24 protein-coding genes and 1 pseudogene are annotated in these 22,474 nt (G+C 33.6%); 15 read left to right on the forward strand and 10 right to left on the reverse strand.

The window, feature by feature from the left end:
• Positions 1–5 precede the first annotated feature (5 nt).
• From LQU93_RS07525 to gatC, 7 genes are read right to left on the reverse strand one after another with little or no spacing between them, the layout of a single operon-like run.
• Entirely contained in the window at positions 6–548 is a 543-nt protein-coding gene (locus LQU93_RS07525; RefSeq protein ID WP_229933270.1) for a DUF1882 domain-containing protein, read from the reverse strand.
• The gene (locus LQU93_RS07530; RefSeq protein ID WP_229933271.1) at positions 548–1,792 is read right to left on the reverse strand and encodes a serine hydroxymethyltransferase; all 1,245 of its coding nucleotides are present in this window, start codon (positions 1,790–1,792) and stop codon (positions 548–550) included. The genes LQU93_RS07525 and LQU93_RS07530 overlap by 1 nt, the downstream gene beginning before the upstream one ends.
• Complete coding sequence (lysS, locus tag LQU93_RS07535; protein ID WP_229933299.1) at positions 1,789–3,300, reverse strand: lysine--tRNA ligase; 1,512 nt, start codon at positions 3,298–3,300, stop codon at positions 1,789–1,791. The genes LQU93_RS07530 and lysS overlap by 4 nt, the downstream gene beginning before the upstream one ends.
• 5 nt (positions 3,301–3,305) lie before the next feature.
• A complete protein-coding gene (locus LQU93_RS07540; RefSeq protein ID WP_229933300.1) occupies positions 3,306–3,776 on the reverse strand; it encodes a Fur family transcriptional regulator in 471 nt (156 codons plus the stop codon).
• Positions 3,766–4,488, reverse strand: coding sequence for a CvpA family protein (locus LQU93_RS07545; RefSeq protein ID WP_229933272.1), 723 nt, complete (start codon positions 4,486–4,488; stop codon positions 3,766–3,768). The genes LQU93_RS07540 and LQU93_RS07545 overlap by 11 nt, the downstream gene beginning before the upstream one ends.
• Positions 4,485–5,576 (reverse strand): type IV pilus twitching motility protein PilT, encoded by a 1,092-nt coding sequence (locus LQU93_RS07550; RefSeq protein ID WP_229933273.1) that lies wholly within the window; start codon positions 5,574–5,576, stop codon positions 4,485–4,487. The genes LQU93_RS07545 and LQU93_RS07550 overlap by 4 nt, the downstream gene beginning before the upstream one ends.
• 5 nt (positions 5,577–5,581) lie before the next feature.
• The gene (gatC, locus tag LQU93_RS07555; protein ID WP_229933274.1) at positions 5,582–5,869 is read right to left on the reverse strand and encodes an Asp-tRNA(Asn)/Glu-tRNA(Gln) amidotransferase subunit GatC; all 288 of its coding nucleotides are present in this window, start codon (positions 5,867–5,869) and stop codon (positions 5,582–5,584) included.
• 122 nt (positions 5,870–5,991) lie between these two features.
• On the opposite strand from gatC, the gene LQU93_RS07560 reads away from it, so the two are divergent.
• From LQU93_RS07560 to LQU93_RS07630, 15 genes are all read left to right on the forward strand, one after another.
• A complete protein-coding gene (locus tag LQU93_RS07560) occupies positions 5,992–6,555 on the forward strand; it encodes a YfgM family protein (RefSeq protein WP_229933275.1) in 564 nt (187 codons plus the stop codon).
• On the forward strand, positions 6,552–7,553 hold the full coding sequence (locus LQU93_RS07565; protein WP_229933276.1) for a PQQ-like beta-propeller repeat protein: 1,002 nt from the start codon (positions 6,552–6,554) through the stop codon (positions 7,551–7,553). Before LQU93_RS07560 ends, LQU93_RS07565 begins: the two co-directional genes overlap by 4 nt.
• Positions 7,553–7,885 carry a hypothetical protein gene (locus LQU93_RS07570; RefSeq protein ID WP_229933277.1) on the forward strand — a complete coding sequence of 111 codons (333 nt, stop codon included), beginning with the start codon at positions 7,553–7,555 and terminating at the stop codon, positions 7,883–7,885. Before LQU93_RS07565 ends, LQU93_RS07570 begins: the two co-directional genes overlap by 1 nt.
• Positions 7,872–8,492 carry a type III pantothenate kinase gene (locus LQU93_RS07575; protein WP_229933278.1) on the forward strand — a complete coding sequence of 207 codons (621 nt, stop codon included), beginning with the start codon at positions 7,872–7,874 and terminating at the stop codon, positions 8,490–8,492. Before LQU93_RS07570 ends, LQU93_RS07575 begins: the two co-directional genes overlap by 14 nt.
• Before the next feature lies 1 nt (position 8,493).
• The gene (gene hisG, locus LQU93_RS07580; RefSeq protein WP_229933279.1) at positions 8,494–9,111 is read left to right on the forward strand and encodes an ATP phosphoribosyltransferase; all 618 of its coding nucleotides are present in this window, start codon (positions 8,494–8,496) and stop codon (positions 9,109–9,111) included.
• A gap of 84 nt (positions 9,112–9,195) precedes the next feature.
• Entirely contained in the window at positions 9,196–11,265 is a 2,070-nt protein-coding gene (locus LQU93_RS07585; protein WP_229933280.1) for an ATP-dependent helicase, read from the forward strand.
• A complete protein-coding gene (gene truB / locus LQU93_RS07590) occupies positions 11,262–12,095 on the forward strand; it encodes a tRNA pseudouridine(55) synthase TruB (RefSeq protein ID WP_229933281.1) in 834 nt (277 codons plus the stop codon). The genes LQU93_RS07585 and truB overlap by 4 nt, the downstream gene beginning before the upstream one ends.
• Positions 12,089–12,310, forward strand: a complete 222-nt coding sequence (csrA, locus tag LQU93_RS07595) for a carbon storage regulator CsrA (protein ID WP_229933282.1) — start codon at positions 12,089–12,091, stop codon at positions 12,308–12,310. Before truB ends, csrA begins: the two co-directional genes overlap by 7 nt.
• Positions 12,307–13,050, forward strand: coding sequence for a 4-(cytidine 5'-diphospho)-2-C-methyl-D-erythritol kinase (locus LQU93_RS07600; protein ID WP_229933283.1), 744 nt, complete (start codon positions 12,307–12,309; stop codon positions 13,048–13,050). Before csrA ends, LQU93_RS07600 begins: the two co-directional genes overlap by 4 nt.
• A complete protein-coding gene (smpB, locus tag LQU93_RS07605) occupies positions 13,047–13,511 on the forward strand; it encodes an SsrA-binding protein SmpB (RefSeq protein WP_229933284.1) in 465 nt (154 codons plus the stop codon). The genes LQU93_RS07600 and smpB overlap by 4 nt, the downstream gene beginning before the upstream one ends.
• 9 nt (positions 13,512–13,520) lie before the next feature.
• On the forward strand, positions 13,521–14,138 hold the full coding sequence (locus LQU93_RS07610; protein WP_229933285.1) for a thioredoxin domain-containing protein: 618 nt from the start codon (positions 13,521–13,523) through the stop codon (positions 14,136–14,138).
• A gap of 58 nt (positions 14,139–14,196) precedes the next feature.
• The gene (flgB, locus tag LQU93_RS07615) at positions 14,197–14,631 is read left to right on the forward strand and encodes a flagellar basal body rod protein FlgB (protein WP_229933286.1); all 435 of its coding nucleotides are present in this window, start codon (positions 14,197–14,199) and stop codon (positions 14,629–14,631) included.
• Between the two features lie 6 nt (positions 14,632–14,637).
• Complete coding sequence (flgC, locus tag LQU93_RS07620; RefSeq protein WP_229933301.1) at positions 14,638–15,141, forward strand: flagellar basal body rod protein FlgC; 504 nt, start codon at positions 14,638–14,640, stop codon at positions 15,139–15,141.
• Entirely contained in the window at positions 15,138–15,431 is a 294-nt protein-coding gene (fliE, locus tag LQU93_RS07625) for a flagellar hook-basal body complex protein FliE (protein ID WP_229933287.1), read from the forward strand. The genes flgC and fliE overlap by 4 nt, the downstream gene beginning before the upstream one ends.
• A 3-nt stretch (positions 15,432–15,434) precedes the next feature.
• Positions 15,435–17,189, forward strand: a complete 1,755-nt coding sequence (locus LQU93_RS07630; RefSeq protein WP_229933288.1) for a peptidoglycan D,D-transpeptidase FtsI family protein — start codon at positions 15,435–15,437, stop codon at positions 17,187–17,189.
• A 55-nt stretch (positions 17,190–17,244) separates the two neighbouring features.
• Here LQU93_RS07630 and LQU93_RS10130 read toward each other — a convergent pair.
• From LQU93_RS10130 to LQU93_RS07645, 3 genes and pseudogenes are all read right to left on the reverse strand, one after another.
• Positions 17,245–17,480: pseudogene (locus LQU93_RS10130) on the reverse strand (hypothetical protein); the annotation flags it as partial.
• A 211-nt stretch (positions 17,481–17,691) separates the two neighbouring features.
• A complete protein-coding gene (locus tag LQU93_RS07640; RefSeq protein WP_229933289.1) occupies positions 17,692–19,713 on the reverse strand; it encodes a rhodanese-like domain-containing protein in 2,022 nt (673 codons plus the stop codon).
• A 63-nt stretch (positions 19,714–19,776) separates the two neighbouring features.
• Positions 19,777–21,792 (reverse strand): cytochrome c3 family protein, encoded by a 2,016-nt coding sequence (locus LQU93_RS07645; protein WP_418884078.1) that lies wholly within the window; start codon positions 21,790–21,792, stop codon positions 19,777–19,779.
• Between the last annotated feature and the right edge of the window lie 682 nt (positions 21,793–22,474).

Genomic DNA, 22,474 nt, shown 5'->3' on the forward strand with positions numbered 1-22,474 from the left:
TACCCTTACATATGTTTTGACCAACTAGCTCCACGCTCTTTCTTATACAGTCTATAAGGCAGTGCCAAAATATTAAATTCTTTTGGCATTTCCAAAGTCGGAAACATTCTCCACTCTCTTGCCATTTTTTGAGATAACTTCATACTCAGCATATTTGCTAATTGATATGCTTCATGTAGCGTTGTATGCCCCTTATGAACGTATAAATGCAAATGACCTGGTGTTTTGCTCTCATAGGCCGTAAAATTTATAAAGCCTTCTTCACGAAGCAAAAGTTGAGCCCTATGCCAAAATCGTTCAGGAGTTCTGCCATTATAATCAAAGACAATATTTTCAACTTTATCAAAGGCATTAATCAAAGAGTGGGCAGCTATTATTTTCCCTTCTTCGTGTGCATTTATAACTTTATAATTTAACATTTCATTGACTTTTTCAAATTTGTCAAAAAATGTCTTACCTTTATATTCTATTTTATTTACGATTGTATCACGCTTGATATAGTAGTGACTCGTTATCATTTTTATAAGTGCTGTATCTATACTTTGCATTAAAACATCGCCTTATCATATATTATAAATTTATGTGCCAACTCTTTTAATTCGGCCTTTACTTTTTGTTGGACGCTTTGATTATTAATGTCATCAAGTACGTCAGCTATACGGTTTGCAATCAGCTCAAACTCACTCTCTTTCATGCCTCGTGCAGTTAAGGCTGGACTGCCTATACGAATACCGCTTGTTATAAATGGACTTCTAATTTCACCAGGAACTGTGTTTTTATTAACAGTTATTCCAGCATTTCCTAATGCAATATCAGCATCTTTGCCACTAAATTCCTTGTTTAAAAAACTAACTAACACAAGATGATTATCGGTGCCACCACTTACTAAATCATATCCGCGTCTTACTAATGTTTCGCCTAAAATTTTAGCATTTGCTTTGACTTGCTTGGCGTAAATTTTCCATTCATCGCTTAAATTATGTTTAAAACCAACTGCTTTACCAGCAATAACATGCACCAAAGGACCGCCTTGAATGCCCGGGAAAATTGATGAGTTTATCCTTTTGGCATAATCTTCATTGTTAGTCATTATGATGCCACCACGAGGACCGCGAAGAGTTTTGTGAGTAGTTGAGCTTACAACATCACAATAAGGAAATGGATTATTATGCTCACCAGCAACAACAAGTCCAGCTATATGAGCAATATCAGCAAACAAAATTGCACCTACCTCGTCTGCTATTTCACGAAATTTCTTAAAATCTATCTCTCTTGTGTAAGCACTTGCTCCACAAACTATCATTTTTGGCTTTACGATCTTGGCAATATCTAAAATTCTCTCATAATTCATTCTGCCATCTAGTTCAACGCCATAAAAAAAGCTTTCATAAATTTTACCAGAACTGCTCACTTTGGCACCGTGAGTTAAGTGGCCACCATGACTTAAATCCATGCCTAAAATTTTATCACCAGGATTAAGCAACGCACCATACACACCCTGATTTGCCTGAGAGCCAGAATTTGGCTGGACATTTGCATACTCACATCCAAATAACGCCCTACACCTATCAATAGCAATTTGTTCAATTCCATCTACATATTCACAACCACCATAGTAGCGTTTTAACGGATAGCCTTCGGCGTATTTATTGGTTAAAATCGAGCCCATGACCTCCATAACTTCTGGATAGGTAAAATTCTCACTTGCAATCATTTCTAAATGATCGCACTGTCTTTTTAATTCAAGCTGCGTTAAGTCAAAAATCTCTTTGTCATAATTTTCTAGGCTCATTTGCTCTCCTTTGTTTCAGTTTTAAGCGGTCTCATTGCAGGGAAAAGCACAACGTCGCGAATGGACTTTTTGTTTGTTAAAAGCATAACCAAGCGATCAATGCCTATGCCTTCGCCAGCAGTTGGAGGCATAGCATAACCAAGTGCTCTTACATAATCTTCATCCATCTCATGTGCCTCATCATCGCCACCTTTTTCTTTGCCTTTCATCTGTTCGACAAAGCGATTATATTGATCTACTGGGTCATTTAACTCATTAAAACCATTCGCTATTTCACGCCCAGCTATAAACAACTCAAATCTCTCAGCAATTTCAGGATTTTTATCGCTTCTGCGAGAAAGAGGGCTTATAGAGATAGGAAAATCAATAATATATGTCGGATTTATTAATTTGTCTTCCACGTAGTTATCAAACAACTCCGCTTGAAGGTGTCCTAGATCTAAATTTTCATTTGCTTCGTAATTATCAGATCTTAATTTTTCTAAAATTTTATCTTTATCGCTTATGATTTCTGGATCTAATCCACCTATTTCAATCAATGCTTTTTTATATGAAATTCTAGCAAATGGCTTAGAAAAATCTATCATCGTGCCGTCAAATTCAACAATTTGCTCCATACCAAGCCTATCTATAATAGTTCTAAGCAAATCTTCAGTAACACCCATAAGATCATGATATGTATGATACGCCCAGTAAAACTCAATGCTGGTAAATTCTGGATTATGAGTTAAATCCATTCCTTCATTACGAAAATTTCTATTCATCTCATAAACAGCCTCAAACCCACCAACTATCAAGCGTTTTAAATATAGCTCTGGTGCAATACGCATATATCTATTTACGCCAAGAGCATTATGATATGTCACAAATGGACGAGCATTTGCACCACCAGCAATAGGATGCATCATTGGAGTTTCAACCTCTAAAAAGCCCTTTTCTTCAAAAAATCTTCTTATCGTGCTTACTATAATTGAACGTTTTTTAAAATCATTTCTAACTTCTGGATTCATTATCATGTCTAAATATCTTTGGCGATATCTTATCTCAATATCAACTAGTCCATGATATTTCTCAGGCAAAGATGAGATAGATTTTGATGCTAAAGTTAGTTCGCTTACATGCATAGAAAACTCACCCGTTCTTGTTACAAAAGCATAACCACGAACAAATACTATATCGCCTACTTCTACGCTCTTTTTTACAACTGCAAACCATTCAGGATTTAGTGTTTTGTTGCTAAAATATATCTGTAAATTTCCGCTCTCATCTTCAATATTTGCAAACACAGCCTTACCAGCATCACGCATTAACTTTATGCGCCCAGCTAGACTTACTAACTGACTTGGTTCAGCTCTTTGCTCGTCCAAATCTTTAATATGGCTAAATTTTAACTTAAATTTAGTTATATCCATATCTCGTCTTAAAAAATGTGGATATGGGTTTATTCCATTTTGTCTTAATTCATTGGCAGTTTGAAGCCTTTGAATCTCAAGCTTATTCTCAAAAATCACTACTATTTACCTTTTATATTATTTTTAGCACAGTTTTCACATACTCCATATAGTTGCATCATATGTCCAGTAAGTTTAAACCCATGCTCTTTTGCTATTGCAATCTGTCTTTTTTCTATGGTTTGATCCTCAAACTCAACAATCAAACCGCACTTTCTACATATCATATGATCGTGATGTGGTTTTGTAGCAAGCTCAAATTTCTTACCCTGAGAACCAAAACTAATGGAAGTTACCATATCAGATTCTTCTAATAAATTTAATGTTCTATATACAGTTGCTATACCAACATTTAACTCAGGATACTCCTCTTTGATAAATAAATATAATTTTTCAGGAGTAAAATGCTCATCATAATTGTAAAGCGTTTTTATCAAGACTTCACGTTGTTTTGTATATTTTAATCCATTATCACGAAGTATGCGTTTAAATTTTTCAAGTATAGCATCATACTCTAAATTTTCAATTACCATCATTTTCTCCTTGTGTTTTATTATCATCAATTATTTTTATACCATCTGTTACAAATTTTTCAAATTCGTCTTGTATTTTTTCGGTCATATTGTTGTCTATTGTTATTTGTATTTTTTTACTCTCATCATCTGCTTGAATTATCGTGTGCATACTTACATCATTGTTTTGTGGATTTTGTTGTAGCATATTATTTTGTTGGTTTGCCACGCTATTTTTTATAGCATTAACATCTATATTTGCCAACCATTTTCCAGCGTCAAGCAGTATCGGATACACCTTGCTATCTTTAAAGTATGGTGAAATTTTACTATCAAGATTTGTTGTTGAAGCAAATGCCAAAACCGCTGCCAAAACCAAGAAAATTTTGCCACTTCCAGCTATAAATCCACCTATTTTATCCAAAAATCCCAATCCGCTTACTCCTACAAGCTTAGCCAAGAATTTTCCAATCAACAAGCAAACTAGCCAAAAAATTAACCATGTTGAAACAAATGCTATAAAATCAAGCAATGCAACATTTTCAAGTCTATAAACATTATCTTGTATAAAACTAGCAGCGACATCTTTAAATCTACTAGCAATAATTAAGCCACCAACAAGCCCAATAAGACCAAATACCTCTTTAATTAATCCATTTAAAGCACCTTTGATACCCAAAATTAGTACCACCCCTACGATGATTATATCAAACCACTGCATTGTCTGCATCATACACTCACTCCTATTATATTAGTTAATTCCTGGATATTTGTTGAATATCTCATTGCATTTTCTTTTGTTATTATACCACTTTTAAAGGCCTTTGCTAATGCTTGATTTTGCGTTTGCATGCCAGTATTTGCTTGATTAAGTTGCATTTGCGAATAAATTTGATGGACTTTATTCTCTCTTATTAAGTTAGATATAGCAGGAGTATTAACAAATATCTCATGCATGGCAACTCTACCACCTCCAACTTTTGGGACTAAATTTTGTGATATTATCGCACAAAGCGATACACTAAGCATATTTCTTACTTGAATTTGCTCACTTCCATCAAAACTATCTATAATTCTATTTATAGTCTGAATCGCCGAGTTTGTGTGTAGGGTAGCAAAAACCAAATGTCCAGTCTCGGCCGCTGTAATTGCTGTAGCAACAGTCTCCTTGTCTCTTAATTCGCCTACAAGTATTATGTCTGGATCTTGCCTTAGTGCGTATTTTAAGGCATTTGCATATGATAAAGTATCTGCACCAATGTTTCTATATGAAAACAAAGCTTTTTTATTTTCATGAATAAACTCAACTGGGTCTTCTATCGTTATTATATGCTTTCTCTCATTTTGATTTATTTCGTTTAGCATTGCTGCTAAAGTTGTTGATTTACCGCTACCAGTTGGTCCAGTTACAAGAATCAATCCCTTTTCATGTTTAATCAAATCCTTAAGAACACTCGGAGCCCTTATCTCATCTAGTGTGGGAATTTTGATAGGAACGATACGAAATGAAGCAGCCAATTTACCATTTGAAGTATAATAGTAATTTCCCCTAAATCTTCCAATATTTGGAAGTTCAACGGCAAAATCAAGCTCTTTTTTGCTTTCAAGCTCGTGTTTTTGAGCATCAGTTATAAGCGCATAACACAAATGCTGTATATCACTACCACTTGATTTTCCTAACTCAAGCGATCTTAACACCCCATCTATACGTATTTGTGGTTCAGAATTTACAACCAAATGCAAATCACTGGCCTTATTATGAACAACGGTTTTTAATAGCGAGTGTATATCGGTGTTTAATTGATTTGCTAAGTTAGGCATTTATATTACTCTATTATTTTTGGCACCACGAAAAAATTTCCTTCTCTTAAAGGAGCGTATTTTAGTGTATCATCTATCACGCTTGATGAGCTAATCACATCTTCACGCAATAAAGTCGCACCATTTGTCATATTTACCATAGCCTTATCATTGTCTAAATTAAGCTCATTTAATATATCTACAAATGAAACTATTTCACTTAGTTGTTTTTTTATTTCTTCGCGTTTATCATCGCCAATTTGTAGCGATGAAAGCTTTTCTAGTTTGGTTAAAAGTTTATCATCTATCTGCACAAATTTCACCTTAAAATTTAAATTTGTAACGCATTATAACACAATTAATCTTTAATTTTGTGATGTTTTAAATTTATTTATGATACAATTGGCGTCTAAATTTTAATTTTAAAGGAAAAATTTTGGCTATAAAAGACGATATAAAAAGCATTAAAGATGAACTAAATGCACAAGAGCAATTTTTAGAAAATATAATTAAAGGTGAAAGATTTTTTAAAAAAAATAAAAAACTAATCATCACATTTTTTACTTTAATTATTGTAGGTTTAATTGGATATTTTGCAAATAATTTAATTCAAACCGATAAAATAAACAAAGCAAATGAAGCATATTCTAAATTAATTTTAGATCCAAACAACAAAGAAGCTTTAAATACACTAAAACAAAAAGCACCATCGCTTTATGCCATTTATAAATATAAAATCTCTAGTGACAACAACGACACAGAGGCAATTAAATCGCTTATAGATGAGCCAATTGATTCAATTTTGAAAGAATTTTTTAAATTATCATTAAATGAAAAATCTGAATTAGGCGATGATTACAATACGCTTATTAATGGTTATAATTTACTATTACAAGACAAAATAAACGAAGCAAATGTTGAATTTTCTAAAATTCCAGCCAATTCTGCACTTCAAAGCATAGTTAAGAATTTACAACACTACCAAGGATATAAAAAATGAGAAAATTTACACTTTTATTTGTGCTATTTTTAGTATTAATCCTAAGCGGATGCGGAACAAAAAGGCAGTATTTTAAGCCTGAAAGCACAACAGCAAAAGCAAAGCTAACACATAATTTGCCATCAAAAATATCATACGCTACTTCAAATGGAGCAACACTAAAAAATGGCAATATAATCACAAAAAATGGGCTAAATTCTCAAATAAAACTAAAAGACGGTTTTGTGTTTTTAGGTGAGTATGATGGCAATATAATATCAGCAAATACAAATGGCGAACTAAACATAAGCGACAGCAATGGCGACACTATTTTTAACAAAAGCTTTTCATCGGCCATAGTTTCAGCATCTTTAGAAAATAACTTAATAGCAGCCGTTAGTGCTTCAAACAATATATATTTGCTAGACCTACATAACGCACAGACACTAATGCAGTATAAATCAAGCGAAATTTATGCAATTGACTCACGAGTTGCAGCACCAATTTTTTTAAGCACAATTATATTGTATCCAAGTCTAGATGGCAGAGTATATGTGACACAAAAAAATGGACAAATTTTAAGAGATATAGTAATCAGCTCTGAAAGTTTTTTTAACAATGTTATATTTTTAGATGTAGTTGATGAGCATTTAATAGCAGCAACTGCTAAGAAAATTATCGTCGTAAGCCCACAAAAAACTAGTCAATACTCAGCCGAAATTAAAAATATAGTAAGAGACAATCACAATATATATATATTAAAAAAAGATGGCTTAGTAACAAAAACAAATCTAGACTTAGAAGAGTTAGCGAGTGCCTATTTTAAATTTGCGATATTCTCTGACGCTCTAATTTACAATAACAAACTAAACATTATTGAAAAAACAGGATATTTAATAAAAACAGATCTAAATTTAAATTCACACGAAATAATTGAATTAAGTAGTGAGATACAAGATAAAAGCTTTATATCAAAAGATAGTTTTTATTATGATGATGAATTTATGAAGTTTGATTAATGGATGCTAAGACGTTAAAAATTTTTGAATCTAATAAAATACTTTTAAAAAATCTTAAAACGCTTGAAATTGCTGAGTTTAGCAAGTCTCGCGTTTTAAGTGGTTATTTTGGTATAGATTTAAAAGGTTTTTATAATATAATTTTTATAAGAGATGCAAAATCTAGATTTTTACTCAAAGATGCAATTAGCCTAAATGAGTTATGCAAAAAATATGAAGAAAAATTTAATACCAACATCAAAAAACGAATGTTTTTTTACAACTCACAAATATGCCTAAAAGCCATCAATGAACTAAAAAACACTAGCTGGAAATGTCATGATTTTATGTGACATAGGAAACACAAACGCCACATTTTGCAATGATGGCGTAATATCCAAAATGAAGCTAGATGAGTTTAAAGAATATAAAACAAACGATAAAATTTACTATATTTGTGTAAATGATGAGACAAAAAATAGACTAAAAGATAGTAAAAATTTCATCGATCTTGAGCCATATTTTGAGCTAGACACTATTTATCAAGGACTTGGAGTGGATAGGATAGCCGTTTGCCATAGTATCAAAGATGGTGTAATTGTCGATGCTGGTAGTGCAATCACAGTCGATGTGATGATGAATAACAAACATCTTGGCGGATACATATTGCCTGGGATCTTTCACATGCTAAAAGCATATGAAAATATCTCACCACGCCTAAAATTACCAATCAACTCACAAATAGCACTAGATGCGCTACCTCAACGCACTACTGATGCAGTTAGTTATGGCATCGTTAAGCCAATTGTGACGCTCATAAGCGATATAGCACGTGATAAAAATGTCTATTTTACAGGTGGCGATGGTCAATTTTTATCAAAATTTTTTAAAAATGCCATATATGATAAAAATTTAGTCTTTCGGTCAATGCAAAACCTAATAAAGCAAAAAAGGATATAAATTGATAAAAATAGCTCTACCAAAAGGCAGGATAGCTGACGAAACGCTTGAAATTTTTAGAAAAATTTTCGCACTAGATTTTCAATTTGAAGACAGAAAACTAATCCTTGACGAAGGAAATTTTCAGTTTTTAATGGTTCGAAACCAAGACATACCAACCTACGTCACAGAAGGAGCTGCTGATATTGGTATAGTTGGCTTAGACGTGTTAGAAGAGCATAAGGTCGATGTTGTAAGGTTGCTTGATATGCGTATAGGACAATGCAAAGTATGCGTTGGCATAAGAGAACAAGATGTTCTTGACTACACTCGTCCAGAGCTAAAAATAGCTACCAAAATGCCAAATATTGCAAGAAACTACTTCTCACAAAAGGCCATCGCATTAAAAATTATAAAGCTATACGGCTCGATAGAACTCGCACCACTTGTAGGGCTAGCAGACGCCATAGTAGATGTAGTAGAAACTGGCACAACTATGAAGCAAAATGGCTTAAAAGTAGCCGAAACAATCATGCAAAGCTCGGCATATTTAATCGCAAACAAAAATAGCTTTATCACAAAAAAAGCTGAAATTTTAAGCCTATATCACAAGATAAAAACTCAAATCAATCAAAAATAGGTAAATTTTGCCTATTTTTGCTCGTAATTAGCTTTTTAAGATTTTTTAGATAAAATCAAGAGAAATTCATATCAAAGTTACAAAATGGATAAATTTATAAATGACTTAAACCAGACACAACAACAAGCCGCAACACACATAGATGGACCTATGCTTATACTTGCGGGTGCAGGTAGTGGCAAAACAAAAACTATAACCACGCGGCTAGCTTATCTAATAGGTGAAGTAGGCATTGATCCAGCAAACACCCTAACTCTTACTTTCACAAATAAAGCAGCAAATGAGATGCGAACTCGTGCTATAAAACTACTAAATAATGTAGGAAATTTTACACCCCTACTTTGCACATTTCATAAATTTGGTTTGCTTTTTTTAAAATTTTACATAGATAAACTTGGACGAAAAAATAACTTTATCATAATAGATACAGATGATAAAAAACGCATATTAAAAAGCTTTGAAAGTCCGATACCAACATCAACTTTATCAAATGAGATATCAAACTATAAAAATTCTCTTTTAAGCGTAGATGATGCGATTAAACTAGCCAGTTTAGAAACTGGCGAAAAAGGCAAAGATGGATTTTATCAAAAAGTCGCACAAGTGTATAAAAAATACGAAGAATACTTACTAAGCAATAATTTAGTTGATTTTGACGATTTGCTTGTTTTAACATATAAAATTTTAAATACCAATCACGATTTAGCACAAGAAATTTCCAACCGCTATAAATATATCATGGTTGATGAGTATCAAGACACAAACGATCTTCAATATAAACTCTTAAAAAAGCTTTGCACTACACATGAAAATATCTGTGTAGTCGGCGATGATGATCAAAGCATATATGGTTGGCGTGGTGCAAAGATAGAAAATATTTTAAATTTCAAAGATGAGTTTAAAAACACAAAAATCGTCCGTCTAGAGCATAATTATCGCTCAACAACGCCGATCTTAAAAGCAGCAAACGAGCTAATTGATCACAACAAAGGTCGCCTTGGTAAAAATTTAATTAGCACAAAAGGCGACGGAAGCGAAATACAAGTATATGAAAGCATCGATGAAAGCACAGAATCGGCAAAAATAGCAAAAGCGATAAAAAAACTACTAGCAAGTGGCGTTAAAGCACCAGAAATTGCGATTCTTTACCGCATAAATGCACTTTCACGCTCTTTAGAAGAAGGCTTAAACAAAGAAGCGATTTCATATAAAATGGTCGGTGGTGTTAAATTTTACGAACGAGCCGAGATTAAAGATATCATAAGCTATTTAAGACTTGTAACAAATCAAAATGATGATTTTTCGGTGCGTAGAGTTATAAATCGCCCAAAAAGAGGACTTGGCAAAGTAAGTCTAGAAAAGCTCGAAAAAATAGCATTTGATGCTAAAATTTCACTATTTGAAGCCATGCAAAACATTGATGAAAACGACGAGGCATTTAGTAAAAAAATAAAAACTTCATTAAACGATTTTGCTAATGGGTTAAAAGAGTTAAGCGAGTTAGAAAATTTATACGAGCTAATTGATAAATTAGAAAGCATTTTTGCTATAAGAAAATATTACGAGAGTTTGCCTGATGGCTCTGATAGAGCTGCAAATATCGATGAATTTTACGCTTTATTAAAAGACAATATTAAACAAAATCCAAGCTTTGAACTTGAAGAATTTTTAAATGAGCTTACTTTAACAAGCGAGGCTGATGGCATAAGTGATGAGATGATTAGCATCATGAGCGTGCATGCAAGCAAAGGACTTGAGTTTGAGCATCTATTTGTTATAGGACTTGAAGAGGGGTTTTTCCCACTTATTGGCGATGGTAGCGATATAGAAGAGGAGCGGCGTTTAGCATATGTTGCAATTACCAGAGCCAAAAAATCTTTGGTTTTAAGCCACGCTATGTCGCGTTTTTACAAAGGACAGCGAACAAAATTAAACAAAAGCAGATTTTTAAGCGAAGCTGGATTAGTGCAAGGCTCACTCGTGATAGAACAATCAAATGAGTTTAAAAAAGGCGATTTGGTTAAGCATAAAATTTTTGGCATAGGAAGAGTTACAGCCGTAAGCAAAGTCAAAAAAGAGTTTAAATTAAGTATAAATTTTGGCGGAAACACAAAAGAGATAATGTCAAGCTTCGTTACTAAGGCGGTTGGATGAGCGAAGTTAAAAATGCGATTTTTGTTGCAAATAAACCAGCAAGAATTAGCTCAAACCACTTTTTAAGCCGTATAAAACGCAAATATAAAGTAAAAAAAGCTGGCTTTTCAGGCACACTTGATCCATTTGCAAGTGGTTGCTTAATCGTAGCTCTTGGTAACTACACAAGGCTATTTAACTACATTGACAAAGGCAAAAAAACATATATCGCAACTATGTGGCTAGGTGTAAAAAGTCAAAGCATGGACAATCAAAATATAAGCGAAATTACGACAGTTAAGCCATTTGTTTTAAGTAGTATCGAGATAGCAAGAAGTTTTTTGCTAGGCGATATAGAGTATGTGCCGCCAAAATATAGTGCAAAGCACGTAAATGGCGAACGTGCATACGATCTAGCAAGACGTGGAGTTGAGTTTGAGCTAAAAGCGACCAAAATGCACGTATATGAGTCACAGATACTATCATATTGTCATCCCTTTTTAACATTTAGCGTAACCTTAAGCGAAGGCGGATATGTGCGTTCATATGCTAATTTGTTAGCGAAAAAATTAGGCGTAAATGCGACACTATCTGCACTTCACAGAGTTAGTGAAGGTGAGTTTAGATATGATAATGAGCGTTTTTTAGACCCAATTGAAGTTTTAAATTTGCCATTAAATGAGTATAGTGGTGAAATTTCAAACATTCTAGATGGCAAAAACATCGAAATTTCACAGCTAAAATTTAAACAAAATGGCAAGTATTTACTAAAATATGATAAATTTTTTAGTATTATTCTAGTCCAAAATAATGAAGTTAAATATTGTTTAAACAAGGTAGAAATATGTTAATATTATCAAGAAAAGAAAACGAAGAAATTTTACTAGGCAATGATATTAAAATCGTAGTTGTAGGCATCAACAAAGGCGTTGTAAAACTAGGAATTGAAGCACCAAAAAATATGATGATTTTACGAAGCGAACTAGCAAACGTTATAAAAGATGCCAATAAAGAAGCAACAAAACTATCAGCTGATGTAAGCGAATTATCTAAAAAATTAAAATGAAAAGTTACGCTAAAATTAATATATATCTAAAAATAACTGGCACTAGAGGCGATTATCATGAGCTTTCATCGCGATTTGTTAAATTTTATCCGCTTTATGACGAGTTAGAATTTGAGCCAAGCCAAAATTTTGAAATCAAATCAAACATAAACATACAGGGCAATATTATACTAAAGGCATTAGATATCCTAAAGCAATCTGGATACAAAAACGAACTGGATGAGTATTTTAAATCGCACAAAATAATCTTAACAAAACGCATACCAATGGGGGCTGGTCTAGGAGGCGGTAGCTCAAATGCCGCTACTTTTTTACGCCTTGCAAATGAGAAGTTAAATCTAAAAATTAACACTCATGATTTGGCTAAAATAGGAGCTAAAATAGGCTCTGATGTTAGTTTTTTCGTGTATGATTATAATAGTGCTGATGTCAGTGGAGTCGGTGAAATAGTAAATGAATTTGATGATAATGTGCCACAATTACAAATTTTCACACCTGAAATTTTTTGCGATACGCCAAGCGTTTATAAGCAATTTAGATCGAATTTTATGCACAAAATAGACGTAAATTTAGCTAAAAAATTAAGCAAAATGAAAAGTGATGAAATTTTAGCCACATTTAACCAAGACACACTAAACGATCTATATGCACCTTGCATTAGTTTATATCCTAAAATTTCAGAGTATAAAGATATGTTTTTAAGCGGAAGTGGCTCAACGCTATTTAAGGTAAAAAAATGAAAGAGATAGCTAAAAATAAAAAAGCTTTGCATGAATATAGCATAATAGAAACTTACGAAGCAGGCATTGTGCTAAAAGGAAGCGAAACAAAAGCCCTAAGAATGGGACGTGCAAACTTAAAAGATAGCTTTGTGCGTATAATACGTGGCGAGATATTTTTACTAAACGCACACATTGCTCACCTTGCCACCACACACTCGCACTACCGCCCTGACGAAAGGGGAGCTAGGAAACTTCTAATGCATCGCAAACAAATTGACAAGCTTTTTGGCTCAGTTACTCGCGATGGCTACACTTTAATTGCTTTAACGATATACTTAAACGATAAAAATTTATTTAAAGTGCGTGTTGCACTAGCAAAGGGTAAAAATTTACATGACAAACGCGAAACTTTAAAGAAAAAACAAGCTGATTTAGAAGCCAAATCAGCTATGAAAAATTTTAATAAATTTCAACAATAAGGATAAAGAGTGAAAAAAATTTTGGCATTTTTAATATCTTTTATGTTCTTGCTAACAGGATGCAACCAAGAAGAAAGCTCAGACACTCTAGCAAGAATTAAAAATTTTAAAGAATTTAACGATGGTGAAGAGATAGTTTTAAAAGGCGTGATGAAAAATAAATTAACACTAGTGCGTAAAAATGGTGGCTTTGTCGTAAAAGGACAAGAAGACAAGTATCTGATGCTAGATATTTTTGGCACATTTTGCCCTCCATGCCAAAAAGAAGCGCCTGAGATTATGCAGTATCAAATAGACAATAAAGATAAATTTAACATCATAGGCTTAACGCATTTTGAAAACGTAACAGATGAATATGTTGTAAGTGATTTTGTTAAAAAATACAATGCTTATTATTTCATAACAAACGATATTAAGCTTAACGATAGACTAGCAGAGCAGATAGTGCGTGATATAGGCTATACAAGCGAGATAGCACTACCATTTAAGGTGCTTTTAAAAGATGGATATTATCAAATATTAACAGATAATAATACTGGAAAATTTGGCGTAAAATACTATATAGGCGGTATCAAAATGGATAGATTTAAAAAAGATGTTGAAAGAATAGAGCAAATAGGCAAATAATGGAACGAAATTTGCTTGTATAGTCTAAGTCTAGTTAAGTAATAAGGAGAATTTGGTAATGTTTGTTTTAGAAATCTCAAAATCAGCACCACTTTTATCAAAAGCTATGAGTGCTAGAGGGTTAAGACAAAAGATGATTGCAAGCAACCTTGCCAATATTGATACTCCATTTTATAAAGCTAGAGATATAAATTTTGAGAGTGAATTAAGGGCAAAAAAAGCTGAAATTTACAATAAATCAAAAAACAAAGAACTAAAACTAGCAAAAACAGACAAAGCACACTTTGAAGCGGTTAAATTTCCTAAAACTGGAGTTTATAATATATTTTTGCGTGATGGACACACAGCTAGAAATGACGCAAATACTGTTGATTTAGATGTAGAAACAAGCGAATTAAGCAAAAATCAAACAATGATGAGTGCCGTAACAAACGCATACAAAAGAAACTCATCAATTTTTAAAAGCGTGATTGAATCAAGCAACAAGCTATAAAGGTAAATAATGTATTTAAATGACTTTGATATAAGCGGATACGGACTATCAGCACAGCGTTTTAGAATGAACATAATAAGCTCAAATATAGCAAATGCTCACACTACGCGCACTGCAGAAGGCGGGCCATATCGTCGTCAAGATGTGATTTTTAAAGCCATTGATTTTAATAAAGTTTTTAACCAAACTCTAGCAGAAAAAAACGAGCTTCATAAATATCAAAATCCAATCGATGATCCAGCTGCTCCAGAACACGCTTTTCCACCGGTAATGAGCGTAGTGGTAGATAAAATAGTTCGCGATGATAAAGATTTTATACTAAAATATGATCCATCACATCCAGATGCTAACGCTGATGGATACGTAGCATATCCAAATATAAACCCAGTAATTGAAATGAGTAACTTAATAGAAGCAACAAGAGCATATCAGGCAAATGTTGCAGCCTTTCAAAGCACAAAAACAATCGCACAAAGTGCAATAGATCTAATATCAGGAACACAATCATGATAAACGATATCGCTAAAATTGACGGAATTTCAAGCACTCAAAGCAAGAAAACAGTAGCTACTGATAAAAGCTTTGACTTTGCAAGTGTTTTAAATAACTCATTAAAAGAGTTAAATGAAGTCCAAGAAACAGCAGACAAAACAATAGCGGATTTAGCTACTGGAGAGGTAAAAGATTTACATCAAGCAGCAATCGCAATAGGCAAAGCAGAAAACAGCATGAAATTAATGCTAGAAATTCGCAATAAAGCACTTAGTGCATACAAAGAAATTTCACGCACACAAATATAATATATGCTCTCACGTAAAACAAGAACAACAATACTATTTTTACTAATTATAGTCATGTTTTTGTTGTTTTTATTTACGATGTTTTATAGAGCAAGTATTGAAAGAAGACTACCAAGCTTACAAACTAGCGAATCAAACACAGCTCTTCGTGGATCAATTATCACAAAAGATGGCTTTAGCGTAGCCATAAGTCAAAAACTATACACTGCAAAACTAGACGTAAGAAGCATAGATCCAAACAAAAAAGATATGTTTATAAAACTATATGCTCTATATAGTGGCGAAAGCGAAAAGGATATAAAAAACGCAATCAATAAAACAAGAAGCACATTAGTTTTCTCTGATAAAATAGATGCCAAAACAGCCATGCATCTACGAGAACTAGCTAAAAAATTATACCGACAAAAGGTATTTGTTCCAATAGGAAACTCAACATTTACTCAAGGATTGAGTATATTTGAAACTCCACAAAGTCGCAAAAACAGAACCTATATGAGCAAAAATAGCCTAACTCCAGTGCTTGGCTATATAAGCCAAAAAGATGAAAAAAGCATGGGAGCAAAGGGACTTGAGCGTTATTATGATGAGTATCTAGCTCCTATACAAGACGCTAAATTAGTAGGGCCAAGAGATGTTGGAAGCAACATGATTTTTACAAGTGAATCAAATCTGGCAAATCGTCTAGATGGCTACAATTTAAACATATCTATAAATTTAAAATTTCAAACAATGCTTGAAAAAATTGTCGATGAAGCACGTGTGTTTGTCGATGCAACAGAAATAATAGCAGCCGTAATGGACAGTAAAACTGGAGAAATTTTAGCTATGGCTAGTAGTTCTAGATATGATCCAAGCTTAATAAAACAAAAAGACATAAAATCACTAAATTCATCAGCAACTGAGTATTCATACGAAATAGGCTCGGTATTTAAGCCTTTTATATTTTCAATACTACTAAGCCACAATAAAGTAAATCCGCTAGAATTAATAAACACATATAACGGCAAATATCAGCTTGGTAAGCGTATAATACGCGATACACACCCAGCACCATATCTAAGTGCAGAAGACATAATCGCTGAGAGTTCAAACATCGGCATGATCGAACTAGCAAAACGTCTAAGTGGCACACAAATATACGACGGACTTATAAATTTTGGCTTTACTCAAAAAACAGGCATAGATATGCCATACGAACAAATAGGTGCCATACCTAACGCAAATAGACTAGACTCACAAACATATAAAGCAACGGTTAGCTATGGATACGGAGTAAGTGCGACCTTTATACAATTAATGAAGGCATACAATGTATTTAATAATAAAGGAATTGCTGTAACTCCGCATTTTGGCATTTCGCTAGAGCAAAATGCAAAGCGATACTTAGTGCCACTAGAACAGCCAAAACAAATAATAACACAAGATGTAGCAAAGCGAATGAAGCGGACATTAATCAAAGTTGTAGAAAAAGGCACTGGCAAAAAGGCACTAACGCCAGGACTAGAAGTTGGCGGAAAAACAGGCACAGCACACATAGCAAAAAAGGGTATATATAGCAATTTATATAACGGCTCATTTTTTGGTTTTGCAAATGACCATAACGGCAATACCTATACAATCGGCGTTTTAGCAAGAGAGCCAAAACGCAAATATTATCACTATGGAGCCCAATCAGCTCTTCCTGTTTTTAAAAGCACAGTTGATTTATTAGTAAATGAGGGCTATCTAATACCAGCTCTAACGCCGGAGCAAAAATAGTTTTTGGATTAATTTAACCACACATTATTTTGCAAAATTACTATTTAAATTTGGCTCAAGATAAGCTAAGCGGATTTTCTTATCAATTTTAAGAAAACTTGATAGAGATTTTCCTTGTTATTAAATCTAAATTTGCACTCTTTTAAATGTAAAAGAAATTTCTCTATTTTATGCTTTTACTTTACTTAATCTATGCTTACAACCCCCTTCTGTTTGCAGCTACAAACGCAGTGAAGTGAAAAAGTATAATACTATTGATGTGATTTTGCCATTAGCAAATTCATTTTTTGCAATACTTCACTTTACAATATGCAAAAGTTTAATAATCTAGTAAGTCTTTTTAAATTTATTAAATAATTTCATATATTCACCACTAAAATTAGAAATACTAAACAATATGTAATTATTTTTATAAACAATATAGCTTTTAAAATTTGAATTTTATTTAAAATGAGTTACAAAATAAACAAAATTTAACCCCCGCTATATGCGGGGGCATCCACTAAAATACACTTACAACGTAAGCATAAATCATTAAGAATAAGAATACCAAACCAGTAACAAGCATAGCAAAACCAGCAAATTTTGCTAATGGCTTATACCATTTATACTCTTCGTTTGTATAATATAGCTTTTTAAGCTCACCATTTTTACTTAAGCGTTCATACCATTTTGCTCTTTCTTGTTTAATCTCTTCTTCACTTAACGTTCCACTAAAGATAACCATATCCATTGGGAAGCGGTCAGCTCTAAAGTGAGTATTAAAGAAGTGGATAGCAAAGATAAATCCAGTCGCAAGTAGCGCTTCATCAGAATGCACTAATGTTGCTAAATTTATCATCCAGCCTGGCATAAATCCTGAGAAGAATACAGGAAACCATAACACAAGCCCACTAAATCCTATGATAAACATACCCCAAAATACTGCTAGATAATCAAATTTCTCCCAATAAGTCCATCTATCAAACTGAGGTCTTTCACCCTTGCCTAAAAACCACATAAAGTGTGCTTTCATGTCGGCAAAATCTTGGCATCTTGGCATTAATGAATCAGCGTCAAACAAGCGAGAGAAAAATCCGCTTCCTTTCTTAGCTTGAACCAAGATAATCTCAGCAATATGAGATAAAAATACCGCAAACATAATAACAGCACAAACATGGTGTATGAACGTCGCCATCTCCATGCCACCCATTAGCTCAATCATAGATTTAGCCCATGGCGCTGTGTAAAATTTCTGTGGCAATCCAGAAAACGCAAGTCCTAAGAAACTAGCAGCCATAAAGAAGTGCTGAATCATATGAAACTTACTAAATCGCTTAAGTGTCATTTTATCATTATGTGCTTTTTCTTTTGCCGCTTTCCATGCCATAGGATGCTCTAATCTAGCACGAATTAATCTAACAGACCACAGCAATGTATGCAAACCAAAGAAGCCAAATACCGCTATAACAAGACCTGTCATAAACACATATGCACCATGTAGTAGCGGAAATTTCTCGCTATCGGTGTGATCAGCATGTGCTATAAATCCTGTAAAGTTCATGTTTGAGCCTGGGTGACACTCGCCGCATGTTTGCGTTCTGTTATTCACGTGTATCATAGATTTTTCATCATCCATGCCTAGCACATTATGAGCACCGTGACAATCAAAGCACGCAGCCACTCTCACAGCATCGCCCGGAGCATTTAGCAACAACGCCTTACCATGAAATGTCTCATGATATAAGCTCTGCTCTTTTTCGTGACATACGCCACAATTATCCTGACTTATTTGCTTTAGCTCTCTAAGCACTTTGCCGTCTTTATCAGCCACATGCACACCGTGACAATCAGTACAATTTGGTAGTTTTCTATCGGCTTTTAGATCCTGAGTTACAAACGGACTATGAACACTCTTTTCAAAATGCTCTTTTTCGGTATTATGGCAACTTTTACAATTGTCATTTACAAACTCTTTATCTCTAAAAAGCTCCTCTTTTTCAGCTTTTGACGCATATACTACCTTTGGTGAGCTGTGACAATCACGACAACTTGGTAAATTTGCAAACATCAAATGCTCATGTATTCCGTCATAAAAGCTGTGTATTTCCTTTTCAGGAAGTTTTTCATTTTTAAAAAATATACTGCTCGTCTTGCGACCACTTATTGCCCATGCATCAATGCCTTCTATCATATAGTATAGATTTGTGTAGCCTTCTGCTATTAAAATTTTAGCTATTTGGTTTGGCTCACGTGATGATGAGTTTTGTCCATATAGCACAATTTTTACATTTTTGTCATCTGGCATGTGACTTAAGACGTTACTTATATTTACATTTATTGCCTTAGCAACGTGCCTTTGTTTATAAACACTATCTTCATTTGTGTCTAAAAACAAAGCATTTGCTTCCTTGCTTATACTTTCAGCCTCACTTAGGCTTATCGGTTTTACACCCTCTAAGCCTAGATTGACATCCATAGGTGCGGAGGCAAACGTACTAATCACAAAGGCAGTAATGATGACTAAAATTTTGCTAAATCTCATAGCCTTGTCTCCTTATTTTACCTATTTTTTAAGGGGGATTAGCCCCCCTATTTTGTGATTAGCCTATTTACTTTTGCCAGTTGCTATATCTTTTGCATGCTCTGCATAGACTTTTGCTTCATCAATTAATTTTTGAGCATATTTTGGTCCATGAACGCCCCATGAGCCATCTTTTCTAAGTCTATCTAAGATATCTTGAGCTTGTTTTGCATAGCTTAAAGCACGTGACTTTTGCTCAGTTGATAGTTTTTTATTCTCAACCATAGCTTTATCTACATCTTTTAGCTTGTCTTCAACAAACGCAAAGCCATCTTTAACTGGTTTTTGCCATTGCATTACAGCATCATATATAGTTGCTTGATCCTTATAGTGTAGCTCTTTTGGTAGAGTTGATTGAATCACACTATGGCATCCACTAGCACCTGGTTTTACTAAGTTTGGATCTTCAAATGCAGTTCTGCCGCAGCTCCACATTAAATCCACAAAGTATCTGCCATCTTCTCTATCAAATCTCCATCCCTTAACACTAGAGCTTCTCTCTTTGCCTGCAGGTGGATTTACTGATTTTCTATCTTTATCGACCAAAATTTTCCAAATATGAGACGCCCTAACGTTATCAAATCCAGCTTTATCAGGATCTTGAATAGCTGCAAAATTCTCACAACTCATCATATTTGGCATATGACAACCTGTACAATTATCCTTAGCGTGAGGTCCGCCAAATTTAAACATATCAGTTTGCTCTTTATGACAATCTTGGCATGTTTGTTTTATACCAGTTAAAGTATAGTGATCTTTCCAATCATTTGCTGTAACTTCATGCGGATCGTGGCAAGTATTGCATCTTAAGCCTTTATCATAGTGAAGTGAGTTATATAGCTGTGAGCCCTCAGTTCCGCAAGATGGACAAGCTGATTTGAAGTATGAGTTAAATGGCTTTCTTGGATTGATTTTGCTATCATCTTCATGATACTGAAATCTTTGATGGCATCTTTCGCAGTTTGAAGCCATACCAGCACCTCTAGCACCATATAAGTGAGCACCAGCACCATGACACTCTTCACAAGATATACCCATAGCAATAGTATGTTTTCTAAGCTCTTTTGTGTTACCTAAGGCTTTTAAGTATTCTTCTTTTGAATTAAAATCAAACTTAAAACTATGGCAAACTTCACAATATGCACTAGCTGGTTGGAAGCGGAATTTTTTCTGATATGTGGCACCGTATGAGTTCATACCCCACATATGTGAGCCTGATCCACCAAAACCAGCCATATCGGTTGGGAAGTTTGGAGATAGTTCGGCTTGGATTTTCTTAGCCACTTCTGGAGTTAAGAATTTTGTCCAGTTTACAGAAAACTGGTTGCCACCAGCTACAATTTTAGAATTTGGATCATCAAGTGTGCCATCTATAACGTGATATGTTCCACGAACTAGCCACTTATCCAAAAATCCATATTTTGTCCTAGGAGTTCCTATGATAGCAAATGTATCATCAGGTCTAATACCAGTAGTTAAGATAGGCGTATCGGTGCCATACATGCCTTGTTTTGGATCGCCATTTACCTCATCTAAATCCTCAGGGAAACGAATGGTTTTAGCATGTCTTGAACGCTCCCACTGTGCATATTGTGCTGGGTGACACTCTGCACATTTAGATGTTCCTACAAATTTATTTGGAAAATCCAAAAATGACTCCATTGCCAAACGATAAGTCACAGCAGTAGGTCGTCCAACTTTTTCTGCATATTTCTTACCTCCACCAAAATCAACAAATTCCTCTTGTCTATCTGAAAGCGAATACTCACCTACAAGCCTACCCTCTTTTTCAAATTTAAAAATTGGGTGATTTTCAAATAGATAATCCCAATAAAACTTATCGCCTTTTACACTATCAAGTAGCGTTCTAGGCTTATATCCATCATTTTGAAAAGTCTTTGTTACATCTGTTTTTGCATTTTTTGTTTTCATTATCTCTTGATCGGTTGGCGGATTGTCAGCTGATACTCCACAAACCGCTGCCATAGACAAAAAAGCTGCGATACAGGTGCTAGATAAAACTTTAAGTCCCTTTTTCATCTTTTGCTCCTTAATTTAAAACTAAATTTAGGCTTTCGCCACCGCTATACCCCAAAACAACAACCATTAAGCACTATTACTGTGTTACTTAAGGCTTAAGGCTGCTAACAACAAATCCAACCCCCTCCTTATTTAACTAATATTTAAACATAGTTTATTTATTTTTCTTAAATTTTTACTTAATAAGATTATTTAAGTCTTATTTAATATTATGATATTTTATTTCATTATGCTAAAATTTAATATTATTAATATAACTTTTTAATAAAATTTTAAAATATAAAACGTATTTTAAATATATTTTATTAAAATTTTATCGAATATAAATTAAGTGTAAATTTTCAAAAAATTAATAAATTCAAAACTGCTGAGTAAATTAGTAACATAAAATACTAATTTTTACATTATTTTTACGTAAATTATTTACTTATTTAAAATTTTAACTCTAGTTATCTCAAAGATAAAAAATCAAACTTTAAAAACTACTTATGTCTATATTTTTATGAAAAATTAAGGAAAATTTGGGGCTGTTTTCTACTTCGCTAACGCTCGTAGCTTTCCAAGAACTACTTCGCTAATAAACCAATATGTATTTAAGAAATTTAAACTCCAAATACTGCATATTAAACAGTATTTTAAAAATCTAGTTTTTTATAAATTTTATTGCAATGAGGCTGGTTTA

Origin of the sequence: Campylobacter majalis (genome assembly GCF_905120465.1) — a bacterium.
GTDB classification, from domain to species: Bacteria; Campylobacterota; Campylobacteria; order Campylobacterales; family Campylobacteraceae; genus Campylobacter_A; species Campylobacter_A majalis.

Excerpts from the sequence above, each read along its gene's own strand:
- LQU93_RS07570 (WP_229933277.1), top strand. The coding sequence starts at position 7,553 with ATGGATGCTAAGACGTTAAAAATTTTTGAATCTAATAAAATACTTTTA.
- LQU93_RS07575 (WP_229933278.1), top strand. The coding sequence starts at position 7,872 with ATGATTTTATGTGACATAGGAAACACAAACGCCACATTTTGCAATGAT.
- LQU93_RS07525 (WP_229933270.1), bottom strand. The coding sequence starts at position 548 with ATGCAAAGTATAGATACAGCACTTATAAAAATGATAACGAGTCACTAC.
- LQU93_RS07630 (WP_229933288.1), top strand. The coding sequence starts at position 15,435 with ATGCTCTCACGTAAAACAAGAACAACAATACTATTTTTACTAATTATA.
- LQU93_RS07550 (WP_229933273.1), bottom strand. The coding sequence starts at position 5,576 with ATGCCTAACTTAGCAAATCAATTAAACACCGATATACACTCGCTATTA.
- LQU93_RS07540 (WP_229933300.1), bottom strand. The coding sequence starts at position 3,776 with ATGGTAATTGAAAATTTAGAGTATGATGCTATACTTGAAAAATTTAAA.
- fliE (WP_229933287.1), top strand. The coding sequence starts at position 15,138 with ATGATAAACGATATCGCTAAAATTGACGGAATTTCAAGCACTCAAAGC.
- flgB (WP_229933286.1), top strand. The coding sequence starts at position 14,197 with ATGTTTGTTTTAGAAATCTCAAAATCAGCACCACTTTTATCAAAAGCT.
- LQU93_RS07640 (WP_229933289.1), bottom strand. The coding sequence starts at position 19,713 with ATGAGATTTAGCAAAATTTTAGTCATCATTACTGCCTTTGTGATTAGT.
- LQU93_RS07565 (WP_229933276.1), top strand. The coding sequence starts at position 6,552 with ATGAGAAAATTTACACTTTTATTTGTGCTATTTTTAGTATTAATCCTA.
- LQU93_RS07645 (WP_418884078.1), bottom strand. The coding sequence starts at position 21,792 with ATGAAAAAGGGACTTAAAGTTTTATCTAGCACCTGTATCGCAGCTTTT.
- csrA (WP_229933282.1), top strand. The coding sequence starts at position 12,089 with ATGTTAATATTATCAAGAAAAGAAAACGAAGAAATTTTACTAGGCAAT.
- LQU93_RS07600 (WP_229933283.1), top strand. The coding sequence starts at position 12,307 with ATGAAAAGTTACGCTAAAATTAATATATATCTAAAAATAACTGGCACT.
- smpB (WP_229933284.1), top strand. The coding sequence starts at position 13,047 with ATGAAAGAGATAGCTAAAAATAAAAAAGCTTTGCATGAATATAGCATA.
- LQU93_RS07545 (WP_229933272.1), bottom strand. The coding sequence starts at position 4,488 with ATGATGCAGACAATGCAGTGGTTTGATATAATCATCGTAGGGGTGGTA.
- LQU93_RS07585 (WP_229933280.1), top strand. The coding sequence starts at position 9,196 with ATGGATAAATTTATAAATGACTTAAACCAGACACAACAACAAGCCGCA.
- LQU93_RS07530 (WP_229933271.1), bottom strand. The coding sequence starts at position 1,792 with ATGAGCCTAGAAAATTATGACAAAGAGATTTTTGACTTAACGCAGCTT.
- truB (WP_229933281.1), top strand. The coding sequence starts at position 11,262 with ATGAGCGAAGTTAAAAATGCGATTTTTGTTGCAAATAAACCAGCAAGA.